Consider the following 23,773-nt stretch of genomic DNA (forward strand, 5'->3'; position numbering starts at 1 on the left):
TAGCTTTAATTTTATAGTGTGGAGCCGTGGTGTAGAGGCCTAACATGCCTGCCTGTCACGCAGGAGACCGCGGGTTCGAATCCCGTCGGCTCCGCCATTATTTCTAATTACGGAATAAGAGTATTGATTTATCAACAAAATATGATATAATTTTTGTTACTGTCATTATTATTTGGCTCGGTAGCTCAGTCGGTAGAGCAGAGGACTGAAAATCCTCGTGTCGGCGGTTCGATTCCGTCCCGAGCCACCATAACATAAATAATGACAAATGCCGGTGTAGCTCAATTGGTAGAGCAACTGACTTGTAATCAGTAGGTTGGGGGTTCAAGTCCTCTCGCCGGCACCACGTGGAGGCTTAGCGAAGTGGCCAAACGCAGCAGACTGTAAATCTGTTCTCGTACGAGTTCGGTGGTTCGAATCCATCAGCCTCCACCAGTTATATAGGGGCATAGTTTAAAGGTAGAACAAAGGTCTCCAAAACCTTTGGTGTGGGTTCAATTCCTGCTGCCCCTGCCATTTTTCAAAAAAAGAAAAGAATATTTATTATGGCGGTCGTGGCGAAGGGGTTAACGCACCGGATTGTGGCTCCGGCACTCGTGGGCTCAAGTCCCATCGATCGCCCCATTTCAATTAAATGAATATTATTGGGGATTAGCCAAGCGGTAAGGCAACGGACTTTGACTCCGTCACTCATAGGTTCGAATCCTATATCCCCAGTATTTATATGCGGACGTGGCTCAGCGGTAGAGCATCGCCTTGCCAAGGCGAGGGTCGCGGGTTCGATTCCCGTCGTCCGCTCCATCTATATTATGGCGCCATAGCCAAGTGGTAAGGCACAGCTCTGCAAAAGCTTTATCCCCAGTTCAAATCTGGGTGGCGCCTCCATTTGTTTTTTTGCGGGAGTGGCGGAATCGGCAGACGCACAGGACTTAAAATCCTGCGGTAGGTGACTATCGTACCAGTTCAAGTCTGGTCTTCCGCACTGTTTGAACTCATGCGCCCTTAGCTCAGCTGGATAGAGCGTTTGACTACGAATCAAAAGGTCAGGAGTTCGAATCTCTTAGGGCGCGCCATATAACTAAATTAAATGTGCCGGTGTGGCGGAATTGGCAGACGCGCGCGACTCAAAATCGTGAGGGAAACCGTGGGGGTTCGAGTCCCTTCACCGGCATCACACAGACGGGTTTATAAAATTGCTTAAGAGCAGTTTTATAAACCCGTTTTTGTTCTTCTTATAAATAATCCCTGCAAAATACTCCCGAAAGCATACCGTTGACTTGGATGCTTTCGGGAGCTACTTATACGATGAAGAAGTTACAGCTGAATCTAATATAAGCTAGCTTCTCGCCCGCTGATCCATCCGATAGGTCTTCACCGCCGGAGGGGTATAGTTTGCGAATTGGTCCAGAATACCACTTGGGGTAGTATCTGTAATGACCATGGAGCGATAGTTATCGTGCATGAATCTCTCTTGGGCCATATGATCGAACAGAGCGATCAGGGAGTCGTAATAATGATGGATGTTTAGAAGCCCGCATGGCTTATGGTGCAATGCTAATTGTCCCCAGGTCAAGATCTCGAAGTATTCCTCCATCGTTCCGGGACCCCCTGGCAGGGCGATAAAGCCGTCAGCCAGTTCAGCCATCTTTGCCTTCCTCTCGTGCATGGAATCCACGATGATCAGCTCTGATAAAGTCGTATGAGCGATCTCACGGTCCTGCAAGAAGCTTGGGAGAACTCCTATCGCACGTCCGCCTTTTTCAAGGACAGAGCTGGCTACCTCACCCATGAGCCCGACGCTTGCGCCGCCGTAAATCAATGCAATGCCGCGTTCCGCCAGTTCATAACCTAACGCCCGTGCTCCCTCTTGATACACCGGGGATGCTCCAATACTGGAGCCGCAATATACTGCTATACTTTTCATAGTTCGGCTTTCTCTCCTTCATTTGAATATCTGCCTTTTAATTTGGCTTGATGGGATAGACATATTTCTTCCAGAGAGATGTCGTATCTGTTTGCAATAATCATTAAATTACCGAGCACATCTCCTAATTCCTCGATCAGTTCCTGTCGGTTCTCTTCGAATGTGCCTTCGATTTCATCCGGCCGGTCTCTGCCGATCTCCAATGCCCGAATGGCTCTTGCCACCTCTCCGGTCTCCTCTGCAAGGAAGCCGATGCGTACGAAGATGTCCAGATCGGACCAGCCTCTGTCCTTATAATGCTGCTTCACCCATTGCTGAAATTCAGTTATATCCACTTCAGAACCTCCACTAAAAAGACTAACATTCGGAACGAATGTTCCCTTTTCAGTATATCTTATTATTACTTCAAATTGGAAGCAATAAATGATTTATGAGCAAGTAGAGGAGGGGTCACTGGATAATACGATGAATGTGAAGCAAATATGCCTTCCGATTCAGCGGATTAGGACGGCTTCTGGATTTTTCCGGGGGTGCGCCTTCGATGGGATAATACTCTCCCGGCTTAGTGGAGAGAAAGCCTTCACCCCCTGTAAAAGAATACAATATCTGCTTCAGCGAGTCAGTATTACGCACCGGAAGGGCTCCCTGCAGGCTATATCCGTTAGGTTCCGGGATGGGATCGGAGAATGTGGCCTGCAGCCTAGTTAAATGATATAGGGCCTTATTCAAGCTGGACTCCGGAATACGCAGAAAATAGTTGTGGTAAGGCTCATAAACCAGCGTACTTGCTTCATCAAGAGCCTCCATCAGGACTAAAGGCACGAGATTACGAAAATCGCCAGCGGTTGTCACCGGGCTGGAGTATCCCGTCTGTGTCAGCGTAACGACCAAATCTCTTACTTCCCATCCATGCAGTCCTTCACGTAGTGTATCTTCAACGGTGTCTTTAATCGCTCTTTGAAACGGCAGGGGCAGCGAGCCGAGCTCTACTTCCCGGCGATATTGCAGTCCTGTGCCGGCGGCGCCGGGCTCAATTCGAAAGCCTATCGTGGCGTAGAAGGGGTTGCCTGCCTCGCCGATAAATTCAACAGAAGACCCTGTGGATACAGGTCTTTCTATGCAAATGACTTCGGGATTGGAGAAGTTCGCTTCAATCCCAAATTCACTTTTTAAAGTTTCTTCAATCACTTCTTTTTGAATATCTCCGAAAATTTTGATGCTCATTTCGCGAGTTACAGCGTTCTGCGCGTATTGAATGAAAGGATCTTCTGCGGTCAGGTCCTCTAGTGCCTCATGCAGGCGATGAGTGTCCTCGATTTGCCGAGCGGCAATCTGGATTCGGATCGGTGGTTCCTGAAAGGCAATGACCTTTATCCGATCAGAACGCTGTCCGAGAATATCCCCGATCCGTAAATCCGAACCGAACAGCACAGCTATATCTCCGCTGTACACGCAGGAGACTGATGTTCTTCCCCCGAGCTCCAAGGTTTCGAGCTTTTTGATTTTAAAGCTGAATTTCTCTTCCGCATCTGTTCGAATGATGTCAACTTCGCTGCGAATGGCCAGGAAGCCCTCGTAGACCCTGATATAAGCCAACCTCTCACCGGTGATACTCTTTTCCACTTTGAAGACAATAGCAGAAAGGGGACCTTCTTCATGTTCTTCATGGTGAAGGTTCACCGGGAAGAATTGCCGAAGATACTGCAATATCCGGTCAACGCCGATCCCTAGAGCAGCAGAGCCCGCAAGCACGGGAAATATCCGGGCCCCCTGTGTCTGCACACATAATTCTGTAAACAACTCACTGTCCTGAACCGTTACATTCTCGATATAATTGGATAACAGACGCTCATTATGAGCGGATAAGCGCTCGATCCATACATCTATGTCTATCTGGCGATCTGCTATTGCAACGTCAGGGCAACCTTCATTACTGATTTGCGTTAGCTCAATAACCGCATCCGTAAGGGAAAGTTTGATTTCCTCTATTACTTTGCTGTAATTGGCACCGAGGCGATCCATTTTATTAATGAACAGCATCGACGGGATTCCCAGATCGGTCAATGTGTTCATCAGCACTTTGGTCTGCGACTGTACCCCTTCAACCGCGGAGATGACGAGAATTACCCCGTCCAGGATACTGAGCGAGTGCTCTACTTCGGATATAAAATCGGCATGACCCGGTGTATCGATCAGGTTGATTTTTACGTCGCCGACCCAGAAGGATACCGCAGAAGCTTTGATGGTGATTCCCCTTTTCCGTTCAAGTTCCAGGGAATCCGTTATTGTGTTCCCTTTATCTACGGAGCCAACCGCATTAATAATGCCGGTTTCAAGCAGAATACGTTCCGTTAAAGTCGTCTTTCCAGCGTCAACATGGGCCAGTACCCCTATATTTATCGTTTTCATGATATAACCTCACTATTATATTCATTGGATAGAATGTTCCTTTCGTCATATCATTTTTGAATTGCCGCATGTACAACGCCTCCATTTATTTAGGTTGAATTTAGTGTAGCATCATTTCTAATATTTTAATTGCATAGCATGTGAATTAATGTAAATTATGAATGGAAACTTTAGTTATAGTTGTTTTCGGAATGTGAGAACACGTAGAATAAGGAAATAGAACTTAGAGGAAGGCAGGTGGACGGATTGATCATCAGCGCCAGCAGAAGGACGGATATTCCCGCTTTTTTTGGAGATTGGTTCATGAAAAGGATAGAAGAAGGTTATTTCTACAGGGTGAATCCGTTCAATACCAAGCAGGTCAGCGGCTTTAGCCTGAAGCCAGAGGATGTGGACATAATCGTGTTCTGGACGAAAAATCCGCGGCCTTTTCTGAAGCATCTGCCTACACTGGATGACAAGGGTTATAGCTATTACTTTCAATTCACGTTAAATGATTATCCGTCTGAATTCGAGCCTAATCTTCCGACGCTGGACAACAGGGTGGAGGTATTCAAACGGCTAAGCCAGCAAATTGGTTCCAACCGGGTAATATGGCGTTATGACCCCATTATTATTAGCAGCTTAACGCCAGTGGAATATCATCTGCAGCGGATTGAAGCTCTGGCCCGGCAACTGAACTCGTATACTCATCGCCTAGTAATCAGCTTTATGGATTTCTATGGGAAGACGGAGAATAAAATCAAGAAGCAGCCCGGCCTAAATGATGTTTCTTTTACGGATATAACGAAACCCGAATATCAAGGGCAGCTTGAAGAGATAGCACAGCAGATCAGCCGCATTGGTAATGCTAACGGAATGCAGGTCGAGACCTGCGCTGAGGCTGTTGAACTGGCGCATTGCGGTATTCAGCATGGGAGTTGTGTAGATGGAGAATTGATTTCCGGACTGCTTGGTAGCGATATTCAGGCCAGGAAGGACAAAAACCAACGGGGAGCCTGTCAATGTGTCGAATCGGTGGACGTTGGAGTATACAACACCTGCAAATTTAATTGTATTTACTGTTATGCGGTGCAAAGCGAACAAGCGGTGGATAAGACGTTGAAGCACCATAATCCCGACAGTCCGTCCCTAATTTATCAGTATGATCAAGAGATTGATATCAGAAAATCTTAATTCGATAATTCCTTCAAGGCTGCTTGTCAAGTGTCCAGCATCACCGTACAAATTTTTTCGTTATGTTATACTCTCTGGGCATATTCGAAAATCGTTGGTTTGGCCCCTTAGCAGGAGGGTTTTACAAAAAAAATTGTATGAAGGATGAACGAAATGCTAGTAATTAAGCGAGATGGTTCAGAGGTTGCGTTCAATCAACAGAAAATTATTGATGCGATTTGCGCAGCTATGAACAATACGGAGAAGAAGGTAGATTTGGAGCTTGCACATAAATTAGCGGACAAGGTGACGCACAAGATCTCCAAACTCGATAAAGTAGACATTGAGCATATTCAGGATGAAGTTCAGTCTGCACTTATGAATAGTAGAAGAAAAGACGTCGCTGAGGCATATATCGCCTATCGTGAGGTCAGAACCTTGAAGCGGCGCGAGCGCAGCAGCCTGGATCGGAAGGTGCTGGGATTGCTCGAGCTGACGAATGAAGAGGTGCTGAAGGAGAATTCCAATAAAGACGGGGCGACGATTCCGACGCAACGCGATTTGTTGGCCGGAATTATGGCCAAGGATTTCGCTCAGACCTACATGATTCCTAAACGGGTGGTTGAAGCTCATAATAGCGGTGATCTGCATTTTCATGATCAGGACTACAGCCCGTATTTTCCAATCTACAATTGTATGCTGATCGATCTGAAGGGGATGCTTGAGAATGGCTTCAAGCTCGGCAACGCTCAGATCGAGACGCCAAAATCAATTACTACAGCGACTGCGATTACTGCGCAGATTATTGCCCAGGTAGCCAGCCACATCTATGGTGGGAATACGATTAATGAAATCGATAAAATTCTGGCGCCTTATGTCCTGGAATCCTTCAAGAAGCACTATCGCAAGGGATTGGAATGGCTATATATGCTGGAGGAGTCCGAGATCAACGAGCTCGATATCTCTTGGGAGAATGAAAAATTGCACGAGAAATACCCTCGATGCCTGGACTATGCGAAGAAGCTGACGGAAAAAGAGACCTTTGATGCCTTTCAATCTCTTGAATATGAGATTAATACGCTCGTGAGCGCTAATGGGCAGACCCCGTTCAGCACGTTTGGCTTTGGCCGCGGCTTGTCTTGGGCTGAGCGTCAGATTCAGATTTCTATTCTACAGAACCGGATCCGCGGTCTGGGCAGGGACGGGAAGACGGCTATTTTCCCGAAACTGATTTTTGCTATCGAGGATGGCGTTAATTTGAAGCCCAGCGATCCTAACTACGATATTAAGCAGCTGGCTTTGAAATGCAGCACGCTGCGCATGTATCCGGATATTATATCTGTTCCGAAAGTGAAGGAGATTACGGGTTCCTTCAAATTTCCAATGGGCTGTCGTTCTTTCCTGGGGGTATATGAGGAGAATGGAGAGCTGCTGCATGACGGACGCTTCAATATGGGGGTTGTGACCGCTAATCTACCTCGTATTGCCATCCGTGCTCAAGGTTCGGAGGAGAAATTCTATCGGCTTCTGGACGAGCTGCTGGAGGCTTGTAAAGAAGGGCTGCTCTATCGGATTGAGCGGCTAAAAGGGGTTAAGGCCAAGGTGGCTCCGATTCTGTACATGGAGGGGGCGGCGGGCAGCCGGCTTCATGCGGAAGATACGATCGATCACTTGCTGGAGAATGGCCGGGCTAGCATTTCGCTTGGTTATATCGGTATTCATGAGACGATGATGGCCCTATACGGCAGATCTATCTTTGAAGATGAAGTGCTCCGTGCCAAAGGTTTGGAGATCGTCAAATATTTAAGTCGTAAAACAGCGGAGTGGAAGGAAGAGACGGGGTACGGCTTCAGCTTGTATTCAACCCCCGCGGAATCCTTATGCTATCGCTTCTGCAAGCTGGATGAGGAGAACTTCGGTGTAATTCCTGGCGTGACGGATAAAGGGTATTACACGAATTCCTTCCATCTTGACGTAAATAAGAAAGTGACTCCGTTCGAGAAGATTGAATTCGAGCGGGTGTATCCGCAGCATGCAAACGGCGGCTTTATCACTTACTGCGAGTTCGATTCCCTGGTGAATAATCCGGAAGCATTGGAGGCCGTATGGGATTACGCCTATGAAAGAGTGCCTTATTTCGGGACCAATACACCAACGGACAAATGTCTCGAATGCGGCTATGAGGGGGAGTTCGAAGCGACTAACAGCGGATTCAAATGTCCGAACTGCGGCAATAGCAACCCGAAAACTTCATCCGTCATCCGGCGCTGCTGCGGTTATTTATCGGAGCCAAGCCAACGCCCGTTCAACGTCGGTAAACAGAAGGAAGTTCTGTCCCGTGTTAAGCATATGTGATGGCTATGTATATTGCTGATTATAAGAAGTTTGATGTCATTAATGGAAAAGGGCTGCGCCATTCGCTGTTTACTTCGGGATGTACGCATCACTGCAAGGGTTGCTTCAACGCGGCTACCTGGAATTTTAACTACGGGACGCCTTATACCAAGGAGCTGGAGGATCGGATCATCGCCGATTTGAATATGCCGGATGTGAGGATAGCGGGGCTATCCATATTAGGAGGCGAGCCCTTTCAGAATGTGGAAGGCCTGTCCCCGTTAATCTCAAGGGTCCGCCGCGAATGCCCGGGTAAGGATATTTGGATCTGGTCCGGGTATACCTTCGAGGAGATTGTTGCGGATGCCCCTAAGCTAAAGCTGCTGTCAGACTGCGATGTTCTGGTCGACGGCAAATTTATACTGGAAGAGCGAAATTTGAAGCTGAAGTGGCGTGGTTCAAACAATCAGCGAGTCATTCATATTCAGGAAAGCCTGAAGGCGGGGCAAGCTATTTCATATGAATAAATAAGGAGAAGCCGCTCTTTCCGTGATCAATGGAGAGAGCGGCTTCTTAATTAGCTTTTGATCGTGATTTCACTATGGGGATCGCAATTTTTGACAATGGATTTGAGACGGTTGAGCTCCCAGCGATGGCATTTGCAATGGAGCACAGCCTCCTGACCCGAGGACGGTTCCTCATAGCTTGGGTCGCGGTTCAAATAAAGTGCGATCTCTTGCCGAATTTCTTCGCTTTTACGGCTGCTGATCATTACAGAGACATGCAGCCTGATACCGCGGAGCGATAGTTTGACCGATTCAAATACGAAAATATAAGCGATAACGGAATGCGTTGCCTGTTCAAAGCCAAGCAGCCAAATGGCACTGATGAATATAAGGCAGTTGAACAACCAGATCATTGCCTCTGTCGAGATTGGCAATTTGCAGTGTAGCCAATCGAATAGCTTCTCCGAAGCATCCAGAGCCCCACCGAAGCGAATGGCGATTCCGACCCCAAAGCCCAATGATAATCCGCCAGCGAGTGCAGCCGGAACGGGGTTACTGGTAAGCGCAGGGAAGGGATGGAGCATAAATGATCCGAGCGAGAGCACGAGCAGCCCGAGGATGGATAGAGATGTGAAGCCGCCGATTCGCTTCCAGCGCTGCAGCATAAGCAGCGGCAGATTAAGCAGAAATAAGAACAGGCCAAGCCTCATCTCTGTGTAAAAGGCGAGTAATGCCGATAGTCCGGTCATTCCGCCTACGATGATTCCGTGTGGCATCAGGAATAGCTCCAGGCCGATAGAAGCGAGCAACGCTCCGGCAATGACACCCAATACCCTCGTAAGCCGCCGGGAGTCGGGAACTCTGGTGTGAAGCTGTCGCTTCACAGGAGAGAATAACGTGAATTTGCCGTTCAAGTTCATTTCCCCTTTCCAAACCGTATTGCCTGGCGAGATAGTGATAAAATGCTATCCGAAAAGCAGCGGTTTAGGAAGGAAGGTTCTCTTCCTGAAGTATGCTTTGTTAGACCAGGCGTTGGTGATAGGGTACATCAAGTCTGTGAACATATTGCCCATGGAAAATATTAATCGATAAAAGAACGCCGCAGAGCGACGAGGAAACGCTGAGGACAAGGACAAGGGCCGGACAGAACGGAAACAAGCGCGAGGATAATATCTACAAACATGACATGCCAAGCACTTTCTCCGTTGCCGGATGGACGGTCCGTTTGAGATCTGCTACAACTTTTACAGTAATGGAACTGGAGAAAAATGTTGATACGGATTGATCTGCCGGATGAACTTCAGGCTGGCGATAGCCCAAGGTTCTCTATACGCCAACCTGACTTTAAATCCGCTATATGCTCTAAATCATGAAATTCCACTCAATAATATCTGTCTAATCTGCTGCTGGTGAAGACGCTCGCCAAGAACGACTACCAATGCGTCCGAAGTAAGCAGTAAATCCGGGCCTGGATTGATGTGCTTGGAGTGGTTCTTCTCAATCACCGCGATAATAGTGGCTCCGGAGCGCTGGCGAATGCGCAGGTCACCGATCGTCTTACCGATCGCTTTATATTGAGGATCAAGTCTGTACCATTCAATAATAAGATCACCAAGAGCAACTTCGATATTTTCGAGAGCGGTCGGTTTATAGGTTATTCCACCAATAATGGCTGATACATATCTTGCCTCATCATCGTTAAGCGTAACCAGCGAGTTAATCTCGTCATGGTCATCTCTGTCATAATGGAACACTTCACGTCTGCCGTCATCATGAATAATAATGGCAAGCTTATCACCGCTTTTGGTTTCGACTACGAATTTTTTACCGATTCCGGGCAAATCCGTTTCTTTGAGATTCATTTTACTTCAGGCCTCCAGTTATAAAAATGACAAATAAGGAAAAGCATATAGCCATAAATCCCTCGGAATTGTTACAGGCAACAAATCGGCAAGGATTCTTGTGCTTAAGCTACAAACTTGCTGGTAAATTTAATTGGTGCTAACAGGGTGCGCTTGAGACGCAGAGAGAAAAGCGGTCGAAAGGAATCTCTAGGTATGGTCAGCAAATAATATGCCGCAATTGACAGTACCAGGAGAAATTGAACAAATGCCTTCTCGAGAGGAAGTTTATTCGGGAAAAAAGTACTGGCTCTTACAAAATGTCGGGTAGGATGGTTCGTCTTATAAATATGCTTATAGACCGACTTTTGATGCTGCCCCTGTTCGGGGGCCGTTTCTCCCGAGTAATTAACAAGAGAGACAGACATGATCAAGGCGAGACAAATCAGAAAAATGATTGCGACATTTCCTCTATTGCTCCTCGTCACGGCTGCCCCCCCTTTTTGATAGCTAGGTACTTTAAAGATAGCATAAAACGCCTGATATCACAAAAGAAAAGAGTAGCTAAAAATACCTCAGCAGGATGTAAACGCTCGATATCACGATTGACAACAGCATAAACGGAAAACCGTACTTCAAGAACTTCATAAAGCTGATGGGCTCATGCTCTTTGGCTGACATTCCGGCTGCGATCAAGTTAGCGCTGGCCCCGATTAGTGAGCCGTTGCCGCCAAGGCATGCTCCCAGCGAAAGACTCCACCATAATGGTTCAAGATTGGAAATCCCCATGTTGCCCATATCCTGAATCATCGGGATCATCGTGGCTACAAATGGAATATTGTCGAGAAAAGCGGAAGCGATCGCGCTGAGCCACAGAATTAACATAGAGCTAAGCAGCGGATCTCCGCCCGTCAGATTTACGGTACGCTCTGCAAGCAGCTTGATGGTTCCCGTCTCAACCAGCCCGCCAACAAGCACAAATAACCCAATGAAGAAGAAGATCGTCGGCCATTCCACAGACTGGAACGCTCTTTCCATGACCTGTTCTCCGGTTAGAAGCAGGAGCAGAAAAGCACCGGTTAAGGCTACTGTTGCTGACTCAAGATGCAAGCTCTGATGCAAGAAGAAACCTAATAAGGTCAGGCCCAGGACAATTAGTGATTTTATCATGAGCCTGGAATCCGTAATGAGGTCGTCCAGCTTCATATTCATGATAGCTTTGCGGTTCTCCTCAGAGGTCGTCATCCCCTTCTTGAAAATAACAGTAATTAATGGAATCGTGGCGGCCATGATAAAGATGACTACCGGTGTAAGATTCATTATGAAGGAAATAAACGTCAATTCTTTAGCTGCGCTTCCGATCATAATATTAGGCGGGTCACCGATTAAGGTCGCTGTTCCCCCGATATTGGATGCAATAATCATCGAGAACACATAAGGGAATGCCCTAATCTCGAGCTTGCGGGTCATGCTGAAGGCGATCGGTACCATAAGAATGATGGTCGTGACATTATCAAGAAAAGCAGAGCCCACGGCTGTTATAATCATTAATAAGCACAGTATCATTACGGGTTTGCCCTTAGCCTTTTTGGCCGTCCAGATTCCTATATAATTGAAAAGCCCTGTCTCGGCCATCGTATTGACGATAATCATCATGCCGATCAATAGCCCAAGTGTATTGAAATCGATGTGATGAATCGCCATATCCTGATTAATAATACCGAGAATGAGCATGAGTGCGGCGCCGATCATGGCGATTACGGTACGGTGAACCTTCTCTGAAATGATGAGCGCATAGGTGAGCAAGAATATACCGATGGCCCATATAGCTTGATGTTCCATATTTTCCTCCTAAACGATGACAGATAGGATTGCCGTTATTTTTCCACATGAAGGATGTATTATCCAGAGAATGGATTTCAAAGACAAAAAAAGAGCCCGCAACATGGCAGGCTCCTCCGTTAACTGTCGTCTTAAGTTGTAATGAATCCTTTGTACAAATTGCACTGCTGTTTATTCTATTATAAATCGTTTTGGATGTAAATATGAAATTTGCAGAATTTCGAATCGTGTTGGAGACTGTGAATTCATAACTGTGCGTTCCCCGCGATCCAAAGCGAGCTTGTTGAGCTGCCTCTCTAAGGTCTGATTGAGTCCCCGACTTAGGTCTAGTATAAAGAACCGTCCGCGGTCCGTTTTGAGAAAGCTTGATTCCACCTACAATATAGACATAAGGTTAATCAATTTGAAAGGCGGTGAATATGAAATGAGAACCAACCGGTCAAATGGTTTTGCGGTAATACTTATTGCTCTGGGCGCTTTGATCCTGCTCGGCAAGTTGTCTCCGCTTCTGGGAAGTGTGCTTGGCGGCTTGTTCGGAATATTGTTCGCAGTAGCGATGATTGCACTAGGGTATTATGGAATCCGCCGTGGAAATGCATTTTTTGGATGGATCGTCCTGTTCTTCGGGATCCTGTCCTTGATCTCTAAATTAGCCTGGTTGATCGTACCGGCAATCGGTATCGGTATTATCATCTACGGTGTCTCCTTACTTAGAGGGAACCATGGATATTGATATGAATAACGAATTTACTTACGAACGAATGACCGATCGTATAGGAGGGATGGAAAGCCATGAGCGTGTTTCGTAGAGTGCGGGATATTACATTAGCGAATTTGAATGAATGGTTGGAGGAGTCACAGGATCCGGTCAGATTGATCGATCAGTTTCTGATTGAGACTCGCCAGGAGATAGCTGAGGCAGAGAAATTGCATTATCAATATGCCGGCCACACCAAACAATTGAAGCAGCAGGTTGATCAAGCTAAAGTGATGCGCGATAAACGCGAAGAACAAGCGCTGCTTGCCCTCAAGGCTGAGGAGGAACATCTGGCTAAGCTCGCATTGCAGGAGAAGATGCTGTATGAAGAGAAAATTACCCAGTACGCCGACCTGTATGAACAAAGCCGGCAGTCCCTGCAAGATCTTGAGAGTCAGTTGAATGAATTAAAGACCGAATATCAGGTAGTCTATAGCAAGAGACAATATTATTTTGCAAGAATGGAAACACTTCGCTTGCAGCAGCGCATGAATCAGCGGATGAATGGCTTCGGAACACAGGATGTGCCCAAGATGTTCAATCGCTTGGAGGATCGGGTGTCCGATATGGAATGGGAAGCCCGCAGTCTTCGCGAACTCCGCAAGACAGGACAAGATTTCGTAAGCCAAGCGAACTCTACGCTGGATGAAGAGCTCTCCCGTCTGAAGCAGAAGCTGCAAGACAAGGGAGAGGAGTGAGACGTATGGATAGATTGTACCGCTCAAGACGTGACAGATGGTTCACCGGTCTGCTTGGCGGATTAGGTGAAAAATTTGGAATAAGTCCTGCTCTACTTAGAGTAATAATGATCTTCAGTGTATTCTTTACGGGCGGGACGACGATCATGATCTATCTGATTGCTTCCCTGGTCATATCGAAAGAACCTTATATTCCTCATGACCCGTATTTTAACGGCGGGTGGCAGCAGCGTGGTGGTTACGGCAACGGCGGCTTCGGCGGTCCGGGTGGAGGAGCACCAGGCGGTCCAGGAGGGTATGGAGGCAGCTTTGGCGGGAATTGCCGGCCTAACGGCGGCAACTTTTATAACGGTCCGTCCGGACAGTTCAGCGGTCCAGGAGTGAACTCCGCGAACCGCGGCAATTCGGATCTGGACTCTATGATGGAAGACATTGAGATGAAGGCAATGAAAAAAGAAATCGAGGAGCTTCGCAAGAAGGTCTCCAAATATGAGAAGGGAGATTTGTAAAATGGGAGTTTTTAAAAGAATTAAGGATATCACAAAGGCGTCGGTTAACGATATGCTCGATAAGGTGGAAGATCCAATTGTCATGTTGAATCAGTATTTGCGTGACATGGAGAAGGAAATCCGTGATGCTGAGGTGACAGTAGCCAAGCAAATGGCTGATGAACGCAGAATGAAACAGCGCTTGGAAGAAGCTGTACGCATCTCTGCACAGAGAGAAGCTCAAGCGGAAGCTGCCCTGAAGAATGGTCAAGAGGAAGTTGCCCGCAGATTGCTGGAAGAGAAGCTTCATTATGATCAGAAGCAAGTGGAATTCAGCCAACTGCATGCCAGCTCTGAAGCGCACGCTGCTGAATTGAAAGAACAGCTTCATGAAATGAAGGATGAGTTCTACAAGCTGCGCAACAAACGCAATGAGCTTGTAAGCCGTGCTCAAATGGCTAAAGCAAGAAAGCAAATGTCACAGGTCAGCAGCTTGCATTCGATCGACAGCGGCGGCGCATCGCTTGGTTTCCAACGTATGGAAGAGAAGATCATGCAGTTGGAAGCAGAAGCTGAAGTCGCTGGCGTAGTATACCGCAGAGATCCATCCTCGACTTATGTAAATCCTGCAGATGCTGAGAAGCAATTGAAGGTAGATGCTCAATTGGAAGCCTTGAAAGCTAAACTCAACACAACCCCAGCGGGTAAGGATAGCGCTGAATAATAGCTACAAGTCTTATGGACAATATGTTATGCTAGACGTGGTGAAGCCATACGGTAGAATATACCTTATGGCTTTTCCAACTCTTAGAACGGCAGGAGGTGCGACATGGATAAGCGAAAAAGACTCTTAGCCGCGGGATTGATTGTGCTCGGCGTCATGATGATATTCGGGAAAGGGCTAAGCTTCTTTACCATTGTTGCGCTCTTCTTATTGGGATACGGCATCTATAAGGTCCGTCAAGGAGAAGAAACGAAAACAGGATATATCCTGCTTGCCATTGGTGTCGGTTTGATCCTGCTCAACAATTTCATGCTGGTCGTTGCCATCCTGATGATCTCACTTGGTCTTTATTATGCGAAGGTACGTAAGGTTCAGCCACATGGCAGCTATACGCAAAGACAGAATATCACTTCTTCCGTCCATTGGGATCGTGATCCCTGGGTATTACAAAATACAAGCATGTGGCATATTCTTGGCGAATTGGATATTGATCTGTCGCTGGCCATTGTGGAAGGTTCTCATAACGTATTGATGTTCCAAGGGGTTGTTGGGGACATTGATATGAGCTTGTTTGAGGGATATGGAATCGAGATCGAAGCTTTTGTACTGTTCGGACAAATCGAATTGGGACAGGAGCGTCGCACAGGTATATTTAATCGGGTGAACTGGAGATCGCCGAACTATGATGTCTGTGAACAAAAAGTGAAAATAATGATTTCCTACATTATAGGAGATATTGATATACGTCTATCTTAAAGAGGTTGCATTAAATTTCGAAAGAGAGGATCTACGCCGCATGAAGAGAAAAAAGCCTGTCAGTATGGTCTCACGCAGTATGCGCGGAGGGATCCTCTTCTGTTTTATTTTATTAGCGGTCATTCTATATGTTCTGTATACATATGGTTATTTCCAACTGACCGATTCCTGGAAGAAAGCGATTATGGCAGGGCTTACTCTGCTGACGCTATTGATCAGCCTGGGTTCGGTATACGGCTTCTGGCAAGGCTACAAGTATAAGAAAAAAGTAGATACGATGCGCAATGCGCTGCTGCAATGGGAGAAGGGGAACCAGACCGGGACCGTTCCGGAGTTAGGTGAGGATGAGATCGGACAGTTGGGCGAGCAGCTTGTACGAATCGGCAAGCGCTGGGAGGAGCAGGTATCCTCCTTGCAGCGTCTCTCGACCCATAATGCGCAGCTTGCCGAGCAAGCCCGTGTATCAGCGATCGTCGAGGAGCGCCAGCGTCTGGCTCGTGAGCTTCATGACGCAGTCTCTCAGCAGTTATTCGCCATATCTATGACCGCTACGGCAGTAGGACGGACCATGGATAGGGATTTCGAAAAAGCCAGGCGTCAGGTGGAGCTGATTGAGGAGATGGCTTCCGTAGCCCAGTCCGAGATGCGGGCATTGCTGCTGCATCTGCGTCCGGTATATCTAGAGGGCAAGCAATTGTCTCAGGGCTTGCTGGAGCTCGTTAGCGAGCTGAAAGCGAAAGTGCCGATTGAGCTGATGCTGGAGATGGACGAAGGGCTTAATCTCGGGAAAGGGATCGAAAATCATCTGTTCCGCATTATTCAGGAAGCAATGTCGAATACGATGCGCCATGCCAAGGCCGACAAGATGGAAATTCGTATCCATCGGCGGGGGGATGTCGTCAAGGTCACATTAAGGGATAATGGGGCGGGCTTTCAGCTCGATGACAAGAAGCAAGCCTCTTACGGCTTATCAACTATGCAGGAGCGGGTGCTTGAGGTTGGAGGTTCAATCCAGATTATCACCGCTCCGGGCAAAGGTACTCGTATAGAAATCACAATTCCGTTAATGAACGAAGAGAACGGGGAGGATCAGCAGCATGGAGAATGAGATAGACAATGAAAGAGACATCAAGGTACTGCTAGTCGATGACCATGAGATGGTGCGGATCGGGCTGGCCGCCGTGCTGGGAACCGAAGATGGAATCGAAGTTGTCGGAGAAGCAAGCAGCGGGGAAGAAGGTATCCGTCTCGCTCAGGAATATAAGCCCGATGTGGTTCTGATGGATCTTGTGATGGAGGGGATGGATGGAATTGAAGCAACAAGACAACTGCTGAAATTGTATCCGGACTGCAAAGTCATCGTGCTGACGAGTTATCTGGATGATGAGAAGATGTACCCTGTTATTGAAGCGGGAGCCTTCAGCTATTTGCTGAAGACGTCGCGCGCTTCGGAGATTGCCGAAGCGATCCGGGCAGCCGCCAGAGGGCAGTCTGTGTTGGAATCGCAGGTGGCCTCTAAGATGATGAACCGGCTGAGACAACCGAAGGCGGAGACGCCTGCCCATGAAGATCTTACGGATCGGGAGATGGATGTGCTCCGGCTTCTGGCACAGGGCAAGTCCAATCAGGAAATTGCCGATGATCTGATCATTGGTGTGAAGACGGTCAAATTCCATGTTACGAATATTTTGGCCAAGCTCGGTGTAGATGACCGCACTCAGGCGGCAATCTATGCCTACAAGAATGGGCTTGCAGAATAAATAAAACCATCTGTATCCTTGTGAACAAGGACCTGGCATATAGCCGGGTCTTTTTGGTTTGAGGGACAATCTGTATAAAAGAGTGATACATAGAACAGCTTATGCGAGTATAAATCTTTTCTGGCAGGGAATCCTAGATTTATAGATTAGTAGATTCCAGAATCGGGGGATTTAAGATGCCGGGAAGAGAACGAGCAGGACTTGATATTTTGAAGCGTTTTGGCTTCTTTATGATTGGTTTTGCACTTATTATAATGATAATTGGCTTTGCTGGACGGGATGAAAGCAAGGTGAATAAAGTGGATGCGGCGGATCAACAATGGAAGAGCGTACTTGCACTGGCACAGAATTCATCGGAGGGAAAGCTGCATGCCACTGTGAAATGGCAGGGAACATGGAATTCGCTGCTTGAGCCTGGCGAGGCTGCTTATGCGCTAACCGCCAGGCTTGGATTGTCCATACCGGAGGAGAATGAGGTCCAAGGCCATACCGTTTACAACGCCCAGGGTTCTAATAGCGGCGTCTATTCAAAGTTGTCTGTTATGCCCGAAGAGGGAGGGACCTCCTATTATGTCATCCTGCTCATGGAAGGGGATGCTCGTGCGAATGCTGATGCTTTCCGTGAATTGCAGACCATTTATGGCCATTCGCTTCAGGATGAGGGGGTCGATGTGAACTGGAATGCGGCTCTGCAAGGTTCCGTAGCTTCCGGTTTTACCAAAGGCCTGAGGATGGATGCTCAGTCACCTGAGTATTCAGGCAACTCGATTCAGAAGTTATTGAATAAGATTGAACAGCAGACAGGGTCCACATTCAAGCTTCATAAAGCTGAAGAGTATATTGATGAAGACTCGCAGACGATAAGCCGCTCCTATGAAGCTGGAGGACTGCCGATATCTGTCCGCAGCGGAGATTACAATGTCTCCCTTCAGATGGCAGTGCATTATAATGTGGACACCGGCGAGCAGGAAATCTCCTTTGGATCCCCGCTGCTTACGGTAGAATATTAAAAACGAAGTATAAGATGAACTTAAAATTAATGTTAGATTAATATTAGATGAATTTTCAGGAAACCCAACAATTTTTGATATGAATGTGATGGCAACCTTCGCGTTAATGTGCTAAAATTACATCACTACCTAGTCATGCCTTGTAAGGTGATGGTATTGATAGGAATTGTATAAATATACACTATAATATATAGAAAGAATGAGGAGCCATGACTGAAAATCAAAATCTAGAATCACTTCAGACACCGGGAGCGGTATTTTTTATTTTTGGTGCTACTGGGGACTTGGCGCGTCGTAAGCTCTTTCCTGCTATCTATTCGCTGTATCGCGAAGGGAAGCTGGCTGAGGATTTTGCAGTTATCGGCGTTGCCCGGAGACCACGCACTCATGAAGAATTTCGGGACGATCTATATCGTTCCATTCAAGAGTTCTGCCGTTACAAAGTCAAAGAGGCTGACCTTGAGGCTTGGACGAAGTTTGCGGAGCATTTCTCTTATAAATCGCTGGATATTCACAATATCGATGGGTATCATGAATTGCGGGATTTAACGGAATCCGTGGAAGACCGCTTCAATATACCGGGTAACCGCTTGTTCTATCTCGCGCTCGCTCCTGAATTGTTCGGCAGCGTATCCTTCAATCTGAAGAAGGGCGGCATGCTTGCCAGCGAAGGCTGGCATCGCCTGGTGATCGAGAAGCCGTTCGGCTACGATCTGAGCTCTGCTCAGAAGCTGAACGAAGAATTAAGCCAAGTGTTCAAGGAAGAGGAGATCTTCCGGATTGACCACTATCTCGGCAAAGAGATGGTTCAGAATATCGAAGTTATTCGCTTCGGGAATTCCTTCTTCGAGCCATTATGGAACAATAAACATATTGCCAACGTGCAAATTACGCTGAGTGAGACGGTCGGCGTGGAAGAGCGTGGAGGCTACTACGATCATGCGGGGGCATTGCGTGATATGGGTCAGAACCATATGCTGCAAATGCTGACGATGATTGCTATGGAGGCGCCTAGCCGCCTGTATCCAGAGGATATCCGCGATGAGAAGGTTAAAGTGCTTCGCTCATTGCGTCCATATGAGTCTGAAGAAGACGTGAAGGCTCATGTCGTTCGTGGTCAATACAAGTCCGGAGAGAGCCAAGGCAAGGAGATGCCGGGCTATCGTCAAGAGGACAAAGTAGATCCGGAATCCACTACAGAAACTTACTTTGCGGCTAAGGTATTTGTAGATAACTTCCGCTGGGCTGGGGTGCCGTTTTATATTCGTACCGGCAAGCGTCTGCCAGTGAAGACCACGGAAGTCGTGGTGGAATTCAAACAAATGCCAACGAACGTATACTTGGGCCAGAAGCATAATCTTGAGCCGAATCTGCTCGTCATCCGCGTTAATCCGATGGAAGGCATTTATATCAAGATCAATGCCAAGAAGCCGGGGGCAGAGTCAAAGATCGAGCCATTCGCGATGGAATTCTGCCAGAGCTGTCAGGTAGGCATCAACTCGCCTGAGGCTTATGAACGCCTCATCTATGATGCGGCCAATGGCGATTCCACTTACTTTACCCGTTGGGATGAAGTAGCTGCAGCTTGGTCCTTCGTGGATCGCATCGCTTCCGCTTGGGGCCAGAACCCGTCTGACATCCAAATGTATCCTGCAGGATCATGGGGACCTGAGCAGGCCGATGAGCTGCTTGCTTTGGATGGATTCCACTGGTGGCCGGTGAACGGACAGGAAGAAGACAACGTAATCTGGATCAAGCAGTAAGTATATCTGATCCCGGATTTAACGATAATAAGCTATATAGAGAGTCGCGCCAAACGAAAAACAGTTTGGTGCGTCTTTTTTTGCCAAATGTCCGTGAAGGAATATGCGTACTTGCATAAAAAAATATGTTAAAATAAAAGGCATGAATTTGTGAAGCGAGAGGAAAGTGAGAATGAGCAAAGCATTGGAGCAAGAGCTGCAGCAGGAAGTGGACAAACGCAGAACGTTTGCTATCATTTCCCACCCGGATGCCGGGAAGACGACCTTAACGGAGAAATTGCTGCTGTTCGGAGGAGCGATCCGTCTAGCCGGCTCGGTTAAGGCGCGTAAGGCAAGCAAGCATGCAACGAGCGACTGGATGGAGATTGAGAAGCAGCGGGGGATATCAGTAACCTCTTCCGTGATGCAATTTGATTATAAAGGACACCGCATTAATATTCTGGATACGCCCGGTCACCAGGATTTTAGTGAGGATACGTATCGGACATTAACGGCTGCCGATAGCGCCGTTATGTTGATCGACGTGGCCAAAGGCGTCGAGGCGCAGACCATCAAGTTGTTCCAGGTCTGTGCCAAGCGGGGAATCCCGATCTTTACATTTATTAATAAGCTGGACCGTGAAGGACGCAGTCCGTTTGATCTGATGGAGGAAATTGAACAGGTTCTAGGTATTCGTTCTGTACCGATGAACTGGCCTATCGGCTCCGGACGCGAGCTGTGCGGTGTATACGACCGGATGAAGAATCAGGTGGAGCTGTTCCAGGGAGACGATCACGATCATATTGAAGTGAAGAAGGTCGAAGGCTACAATGATCCACTCATCCGTGAGATGGCTGGAGAATATTTGCATGATCAGCTATGCCAGGACCTGGAGCTGCTTGATGTAGCAGGAGACCCATTTGATCTGGAGAAGGTTAAGAATGGGCAGCTTACTCCTGTGTTTTTCGGCAGTGCGGTAAATAACTTTGGGGTTCAGACCTTCCTGGAGAATTTCCTGCAGCTGGCACCTAAGCCTGAGCCGCGTCGCAGCACGAATGGATCCGTTGAGCCTACAAATGAGAAGTTCTCGGGTTATGTATTCAAGATCCAGGCGAATATGAACCCGGCTCACCGTGACCGGATTGCCTTCTTGCGTATTGTATCCGGCAAATTCGAACGAGGTATGTCGGTGAAGCAAATGAGAACCGGCAAGGACATTAAGCTCTCTCAGCCACAGCAATTTTTAGCTCAGGACCGGGATATTGTGAGCGAGGCTTATCCGGGCGATATTATCGGTCTGTTTGACCCGGGTATTTTCCGTATTGGGGATTCGTTAAGCCAGGGCGGGGGCGTTGTCTTTGATGAGATGCCGACCTTCTCACCAGAGATATTTGCCAAAGTTACTGTAAAGAATGCGTTGAAGCATAAGCAATACCAGAAGGGGATTGACCAGCTGACCGAAGAGGGGACGATCCAAGTATTCACAACCGTTGGGTTTGAGGATACGCTGTTGGGCGTCGTCGGACAGCTTCAGTTCGAGGTGTTCGAGTACAGAATGAAAAATGAATATGGGGTGGATGTACAATTACAGCGTATGCCATTCCAATTCGCACGCTGGATCGTTGCCGAGAAGGTGGACCCGTCCAAATTCCGGATTAATTCAACGCTTGTAACGGATAAGAAAGGCAACTATGTGGCCTTGTTCGAGAACGAATATGCGATGCGTACCGCGATGGAGAAAAATCCGGATGCGAAGTTCCAGGAGACTGCTCCGTAAGCAACCTTTAAAAAGCTTGCAACAACGTTATATAGAACAAGCCTTTACTTGGCCGAATTTCGGTTAGTAAAGGCTTGTTCTATACATGGGGCAGCCATCTTATTTCAAAGGCTTTATTTCCATTTGAGCAAGCTGCTGATTGAGAATGGCGAGCAATTCATCCTGCTTGGTCTGATCGATGTTCTTCCAGATGATCTCGAACATGACACCAAGCCCGGGCAGCGCTGCTTCCTGAGCGTCGATGGAACCCTCAATCATCTCGCGCAGCCCCTCCTTGTCCTTGCCATGTACCTTGTGAATGACAGCCTGACGCAGATCAAGCATAATTGACATGGAGAACCCTCCTTGAAATAGTATAGGCCCAGTGGTTAATGTTCCCGATCCGGCCTGTATAAATTCAAGTTTTGAATCGAATATGGTATACTAGATCGAATCCAAAATTTCGGGGTGAAAATAGTGGCACGCACAGAAAAGAAACAATTTGCCGTAATAGGTATGGGAAGATTTGGTCTTAGTGTCGCGAGTGCTCTTAGTGGCATGGGATTCGATGTTCTTGCAATCGATGCGAATGAACAAAGAACCCAGGCTGTATCCAATATTGTAACACATGCGGTATCCGCTGATTCTACGGATGAAGAAGCGCTGCGAGCGCTCGGTATCCGAAATTTTGATGTCGTGGTTGTGGCGATTGGCCAGGATATCCAGGCTAGTATTCTCACGACTCTAATATTAAAGGATCTCGGGGGACCGCTGATCGTTGTAAAAGCGCAGAACGAGCTGCATGGTAAAGTGCTGAACAAAATCGGAGCCGATAAAGTCATATATCCGGAAAGAGATATGGGACTTCGAGTAGCGCATCATCTGACTTCACCTAATATTCTGGACTATATTGAGTTATCCGATGAATATAGTATCGCCGAGATGCGGGCGACTTCCGGCATGCTCGGTCAGAACCTGAAGGAACTGGACGTTCGGGCCAAATTCGGCTGTAACGTAATGGCGATCAAACGGGGCACGAAGATGAATATTTCACCTACAGCGGATGACCGTCTTGAGGAAGGCGATATTCTGATTATCGTAGGGCAGAAGAATGATCTTACGAAGCTGGAACTGGCTTATGCAGAATCTTGATCGGTTAGGATGAAATAAATATGATGGAAATTTTATCGCCGCAAAATGCCCGAGTGAAAGAGTGGGCCCTGCTGCTTGAGAAGAAGCAGCGGGACAAGCAGCATAAATACCTGATCGAAGGCATCCATTTAGTGCAGGAGGCGCTTCGTTCAGGTGCGGACATAGAGTGTATTTGTTATGAGCAGGAGAACGGCATTCCGGCGGAATTATCTTCGGCAGCGGCAGCGCGGCTTGATGTGAGCTGGATCGCTGTGTCAGCGGCGGTAATCGCCAAATGCAGCGACACGAAGACGCCTCAGCCGGTATTTGCCGTTCTGCGCAAGCCGGATGAGCAGGTGCAGATGAAGTCGCTGCTGAACAAGGATCGCAGCCTTGTGGTGGTGCTCGACGGAGTCCAGGATCCCGGCAATGTTGGTACAATTATTCGTACGGCGGATGCCGTGGGAGCCGATGGTGTTATTGTCGGCTCAGGGAGCGCTGACATTTACAGTCCCAAGGTGATTCGTTCCACGATGGGGTCGTTATTTCATCTGCCGATTTTGCGAGATCGGTTAGCGGAAATTTTACCGCAAGCCAAGGAACGAGGCATTCGTCTTGCCGGCACTAGTTTGCAGGCGGCGGTGAACTGCTACGAATATGATTTCACAGGCCCTGTCTGGCTGCTGTTCGGCAGTGAAGGCGGCGGGCTGAGCGAAGAAGTCCGTGCGCTGATGGATGATGGACTGATCATCCCGATGCGCGGCCAGGCGGAATCGCTTAATGTGGCCATGGCCGCATCGGTGCTGTTGTATGAAGGGCTGCGGCAGCGGTATTTTAACAAATAAAAAACCGTTCTTTGGTAGCCCAATCCTAAAATGCCCTTAGGAAGTTAGACGATATTTATTTAGGCCGCCTGTTGAGCATATGTTCGGTTTTAGTC

The 23,773-nt window shown here is 47.7% G+C and carries 22 protein-coding genes and 12 tRNA genes; 27 read left to right on the forward strand and 7 right to left on the reverse strand.

Annotation, left to right across the window (positions count from 1 at the left end):
* The first annotated feature begins 20 nt into the window (after positions 1-20).
* The 12 genes from DMN77_RS13975 (at position 21) to DMN77_RS14030 (ending at position 1,171) form a co-directional block, all read left to right on the forward strand.
* Positions 21-97: transfer RNA gene (locus DMN77_RS13975), tRNA-Asp, on the forward strand.
* A gap of 77 nt (positions 98-174) precedes the next feature.
* Positions 175-250 (forward strand) — tRNA-Phe (locus DMN77_RS13980).
* A gap of 20 nt (positions 251-270) precedes the next feature.
* Positions 271-346: transfer RNA gene (locus tag DMN77_RS13985), tRNA-Thr, on the forward strand.
* A gap of 3 nt (positions 347-349) precedes the next feature.
* A tRNA-Tyr gene (locus DMN77_RS13990) sits at positions 350-435 on the forward strand.
* A 7-nt stretch (positions 436-442) separates the two neighbouring features.
* A tRNA-Trp gene (locus DMN77_RS13995) sits at positions 443-516 on the forward strand.
* A gap of 32 nt (positions 517-548) precedes the next feature.
* A tRNA-His gene (locus tag DMN77_RS14000) sits at positions 549-624 on the forward strand.
* Between the two features lie 21 nt (positions 625-645).
* Positions 646-717, forward strand: a tRNA-Gln gene (locus tag DMN77_RS14005).
* 9 nt (positions 718-726) lie between these two features.
* Positions 727-801 (forward strand) — tRNA-Gly (locus DMN77_RS14010).
* A 10-nt stretch (positions 802-811) separates the two neighbouring features.
* Positions 812-885, forward strand: a tRNA-Cys gene (locus DMN77_RS14015).
* 11 nt (positions 886-896) lie between these two features.
* Positions 897-982, forward strand: a tRNA-Leu gene (locus DMN77_RS14020).
* A 14-nt stretch (positions 983-996) separates the two neighbouring features.
* Positions 997-1,073: transfer RNA gene (locus DMN77_RS14025), tRNA-Arg, on the forward strand.
* Positions 1,074-1,091: 18 nt separating this feature from the next.
* A tRNA-Leu gene (locus DMN77_RS14030) sits at positions 1,092-1,171 on the forward strand.
* A gap of 165 nt (positions 1,172-1,336) precedes the next feature.
* Here DMN77_RS14030 and DMN77_RS14035 read toward each other — a convergent pair.
* The 3 genes from DMN77_RS14035 to DMN77_RS14045 all read right to left on the reverse strand — a co-directional run bounded on the left by DMN77_RS14035 (position 1,337) and on the right by DMN77_RS14045 (position 4,333).
* Positions 1,337-1,924 carry an LOG family protein gene (locus DMN77_RS14035; RefSeq protein ID WP_179015485.1) on the reverse strand — a complete coding sequence of 196 codons (588 nt, stop codon included), beginning with the start codon at positions 1,922-1,924 and terminating at the stop codon, positions 1,337-1,339.
* Complete coding sequence (locus DMN77_RS14040) at positions 1,921-2,259, reverse strand: MazG nucleotide pyrophosphohydrolase domain-containing protein (RefSeq protein ID WP_068778044.1); 339 nt, start codon at positions 2,257-2,259, stop codon at positions 1,921-1,923. Before DMN77_RS14040 ends, DMN77_RS14035 begins: the two co-directional genes overlap by 4 nt.
* Positions 2,260-2,374: 115 nt before the next feature.
* On the reverse strand, positions 2,375-4,333 hold the full coding sequence (locus DMN77_RS14045) for an elongation factor G (RefSeq protein WP_179015486.1): 1,959 nt from the start codon (positions 4,331-4,333) through the stop codon (positions 2,375-2,377).
* A gap of 237 nt (positions 4,334-4,570) precedes the next feature.
* Here DMN77_RS14045 and DMN77_RS14050 point away from each other — a divergent pair, with 237 nt between their 5' ends.
* The 3 genes from DMN77_RS14050 (at position 4,571) to nrdG (ending at position 8,349) form a co-directional block, all read left to right on the forward strand.
* Positions 4,571-5,509 (forward strand): DUF1848 domain-containing protein, encoded by a 939-nt coding sequence (locus tag DMN77_RS14050; protein ID WP_267490875.1) that lies wholly within the window; start codon positions 4,571-4,573, stop codon positions 5,507-5,509.
* A gap of 153 nt (positions 5,510-5,662) precedes the next feature.
* Complete coding sequence (nrdD, locus tag DMN77_RS14055; protein WP_148466493.1) at positions 5,663-7,843, forward strand: anaerobic ribonucleoside-triphosphate reductase; 2,181 nt, start codon at positions 5,663-5,665, stop codon at positions 7,841-7,843.
* Positions 7,844-7,848: 5 nt separating this feature from the next.
* Positions 7,849-8,349, forward strand: coding sequence for an anaerobic ribonucleoside-triphosphate reductase activating protein (gene nrdG / locus DMN77_RS14060; RefSeq protein ID WP_256872394.1), 501 nt, complete (start codon positions 7,849-7,851; stop codon positions 8,347-8,349).
* A 50-nt stretch (positions 8,350-8,399) separates the two neighbouring features.
* Here the strand turns inward: nrdG and DMN77_RS14065 are convergent, their stop codons facing one another.
* The 3 genes from DMN77_RS14065 to DMN77_RS14075 form a co-directional block, all read right to left on the reverse strand.
* Complete coding sequence (locus tag DMN77_RS14065) at positions 8,400-9,242, reverse strand: YitT family protein (RefSeq protein ID WP_179015487.1); 843 nt, start codon at positions 9,240-9,242, stop codon at positions 8,400-8,402.
* 453 nt (positions 9,243-9,695) lie between these two features.
* Entirely contained in the window at positions 9,696-10,190 is a 495-nt protein-coding gene (locus tag DMN77_RS14070; RefSeq protein ID WP_068778038.1) for a cation:proton antiporter regulatory subunit, read from the reverse strand.
* A 543-nt stretch (positions 10,191-10,733) separates the two neighbouring features.
* A complete protein-coding gene (locus DMN77_RS14075) occupies positions 10,734-12,011 on the reverse strand; it encodes an ArsB/NhaD family transporter (RefSeq protein WP_068778036.1) in 1,278 nt (425 codons plus the stop codon).
* A gap of 424 nt (positions 12,012-12,435) precedes the next feature.
* On the opposite strand from DMN77_RS14075, the gene DMN77_RS14080 reads away from it, so the two are divergent.
* The 10 genes from DMN77_RS14080 (at position 12,436) to DMN77_RS14125 (ending at position 21,723) form a co-directional block, all read left to right on the forward strand.
* Positions 12,436-12,744 carry a hypothetical protein gene (locus DMN77_RS14080; RefSeq protein ID WP_068778035.1) on the forward strand — a complete coding sequence of 103 codons (309 nt, stop codon included), beginning with the start codon at positions 12,436-12,438 and terminating at the stop codon, positions 12,742-12,744.
* Positions 12,745-12,803: 59 nt separating this feature from the next.
* A complete protein-coding gene (locus DMN77_RS14085; protein ID WP_068778034.1) occupies positions 12,804-13,466 on the forward strand; it encodes a PspA/IM30 family protein in 663 nt (220 codons plus the stop codon).
* Between the two features lie 5 nt (positions 13,467-13,471).
* Positions 13,472-13,975, forward strand: coding sequence for a PspC domain-containing protein (locus DMN77_RS14090; protein ID WP_068778033.1), 504 nt, complete (start codon positions 13,472-13,474; stop codon positions 13,973-13,975).
* 1 nt (position 13,976) lies between these two features.
* Positions 13,977-14,678 (forward strand): PspA/IM30 family protein, encoded by a 702-nt coding sequence (locus tag DMN77_RS14095; protein WP_068778032.1) that lies wholly within the window; start codon positions 13,977-13,979, stop codon positions 14,676-14,678.
* Between the two features lie 105 nt (positions 14,679-14,783).
* The gene (gene liaF / locus DMN77_RS14100) at positions 14,784-15,434 is read left to right on the forward strand and encodes a cell wall-active antibiotics response protein LiaF (RefSeq protein WP_068778031.1); all 651 of its coding nucleotides are present in this window, start codon (positions 14,784-14,786) and stop codon (positions 15,432-15,434) included.
* Between the two features lie 40 nt (positions 15,435-15,474).
* The gene (locus tag DMN77_RS14105; RefSeq protein ID WP_068778030.1) at positions 15,475-16,542 is read left to right on the forward strand and encodes a sensor histidine kinase; all 1,068 of its coding nucleotides are present in this window, start codon (positions 15,475-15,477) and stop codon (positions 16,540-16,542) included.
* The gene (locus DMN77_RS14110) at positions 16,532-17,194 is read left to right on the forward strand and encodes a response regulator transcription factor (protein WP_068778029.1); all 663 of its coding nucleotides are present in this window, start codon (positions 16,532-16,534) and stop codon (positions 17,192-17,194) included. Before DMN77_RS14105 ends, DMN77_RS14110 begins: the two co-directional genes overlap by 11 nt.
* Positions 17,195-17,370: 176 nt before the next feature.
* Positions 17,371-18,204: a hypothetical protein gene (locus DMN77_RS14115; RefSeq protein ID WP_179015488.1), complete on the forward strand. Its 834-nt coding sequence runs from the start codon at positions 17,371-17,373 to the stop codon at positions 18,202-18,204.
* Between the two features lie 209 nt (positions 18,205-18,413).
* Positions 18,414-19,967, forward strand: a complete 1,554-nt coding sequence (gene zwf, locus DMN77_RS14120) for a glucose-6-phosphate dehydrogenase (protein ID WP_179015489.1) — start codon at positions 18,414-18,416, stop codon at positions 19,965-19,967.
* Between the two features lie 172 nt (positions 19,968-20,139).
* Positions 20,140-21,723 carry a peptide chain release factor 3 gene (locus DMN77_RS14125; protein WP_179015490.1) on the forward strand — a complete coding sequence of 528 codons (1,584 nt, stop codon included), beginning with the start codon at positions 20,140-20,142 and terminating at the stop codon, positions 21,721-21,723.
* 99 nt (positions 21,724-21,822) lie between these two features.
* On the opposite strand, the gene sspI is transcribed toward DMN77_RS14125, so the two are convergent.
* A complete protein-coding gene (gene sspI, locus DMN77_RS14130; RefSeq protein WP_068778025.1) occupies positions 21,823-22,056 on the reverse strand; it encodes a small acid-soluble spore protein SspI in 234 nt (77 codons plus the stop codon).
* Between the two features lie 123 nt (positions 22,057-22,179).
* Here sspI and DMN77_RS14135 point away from each other — a divergent pair, with 123 nt between their 5' ends.
* Positions 22,180-22,854 carry a potassium channel family protein gene (locus tag DMN77_RS14135; protein WP_148466492.1) on the forward strand — a complete coding sequence of 225 codons (675 nt, stop codon included), beginning with the start codon at positions 22,180-22,182 and terminating at the stop codon, positions 22,852-22,854.
* A gap of 23 nt (positions 22,855-22,877) precedes the next feature.
* Positions 22,878-23,678 carry a TrmH family RNA methyltransferase gene (locus DMN77_RS14140; RefSeq protein WP_179015575.1) on the forward strand — a complete coding sequence of 267 codons (801 nt, stop codon included), beginning with the start codon at positions 22,878-22,880 and terminating at the stop codon, positions 23,676-23,678.
* The last annotated feature ends 95 nt before the right edge of the window (positions 23,679-23,773 follow it).

It is taken from the genome of Paenibacillus sp. 79R4, from assembly GCF_013393165.1.
In the GTDB taxonomy this organism is placed as follows: domain Bacteria; phylum Bacillota; class Bacilli; order Paenibacillales; family Paenibacillaceae; genus Fontibacillus.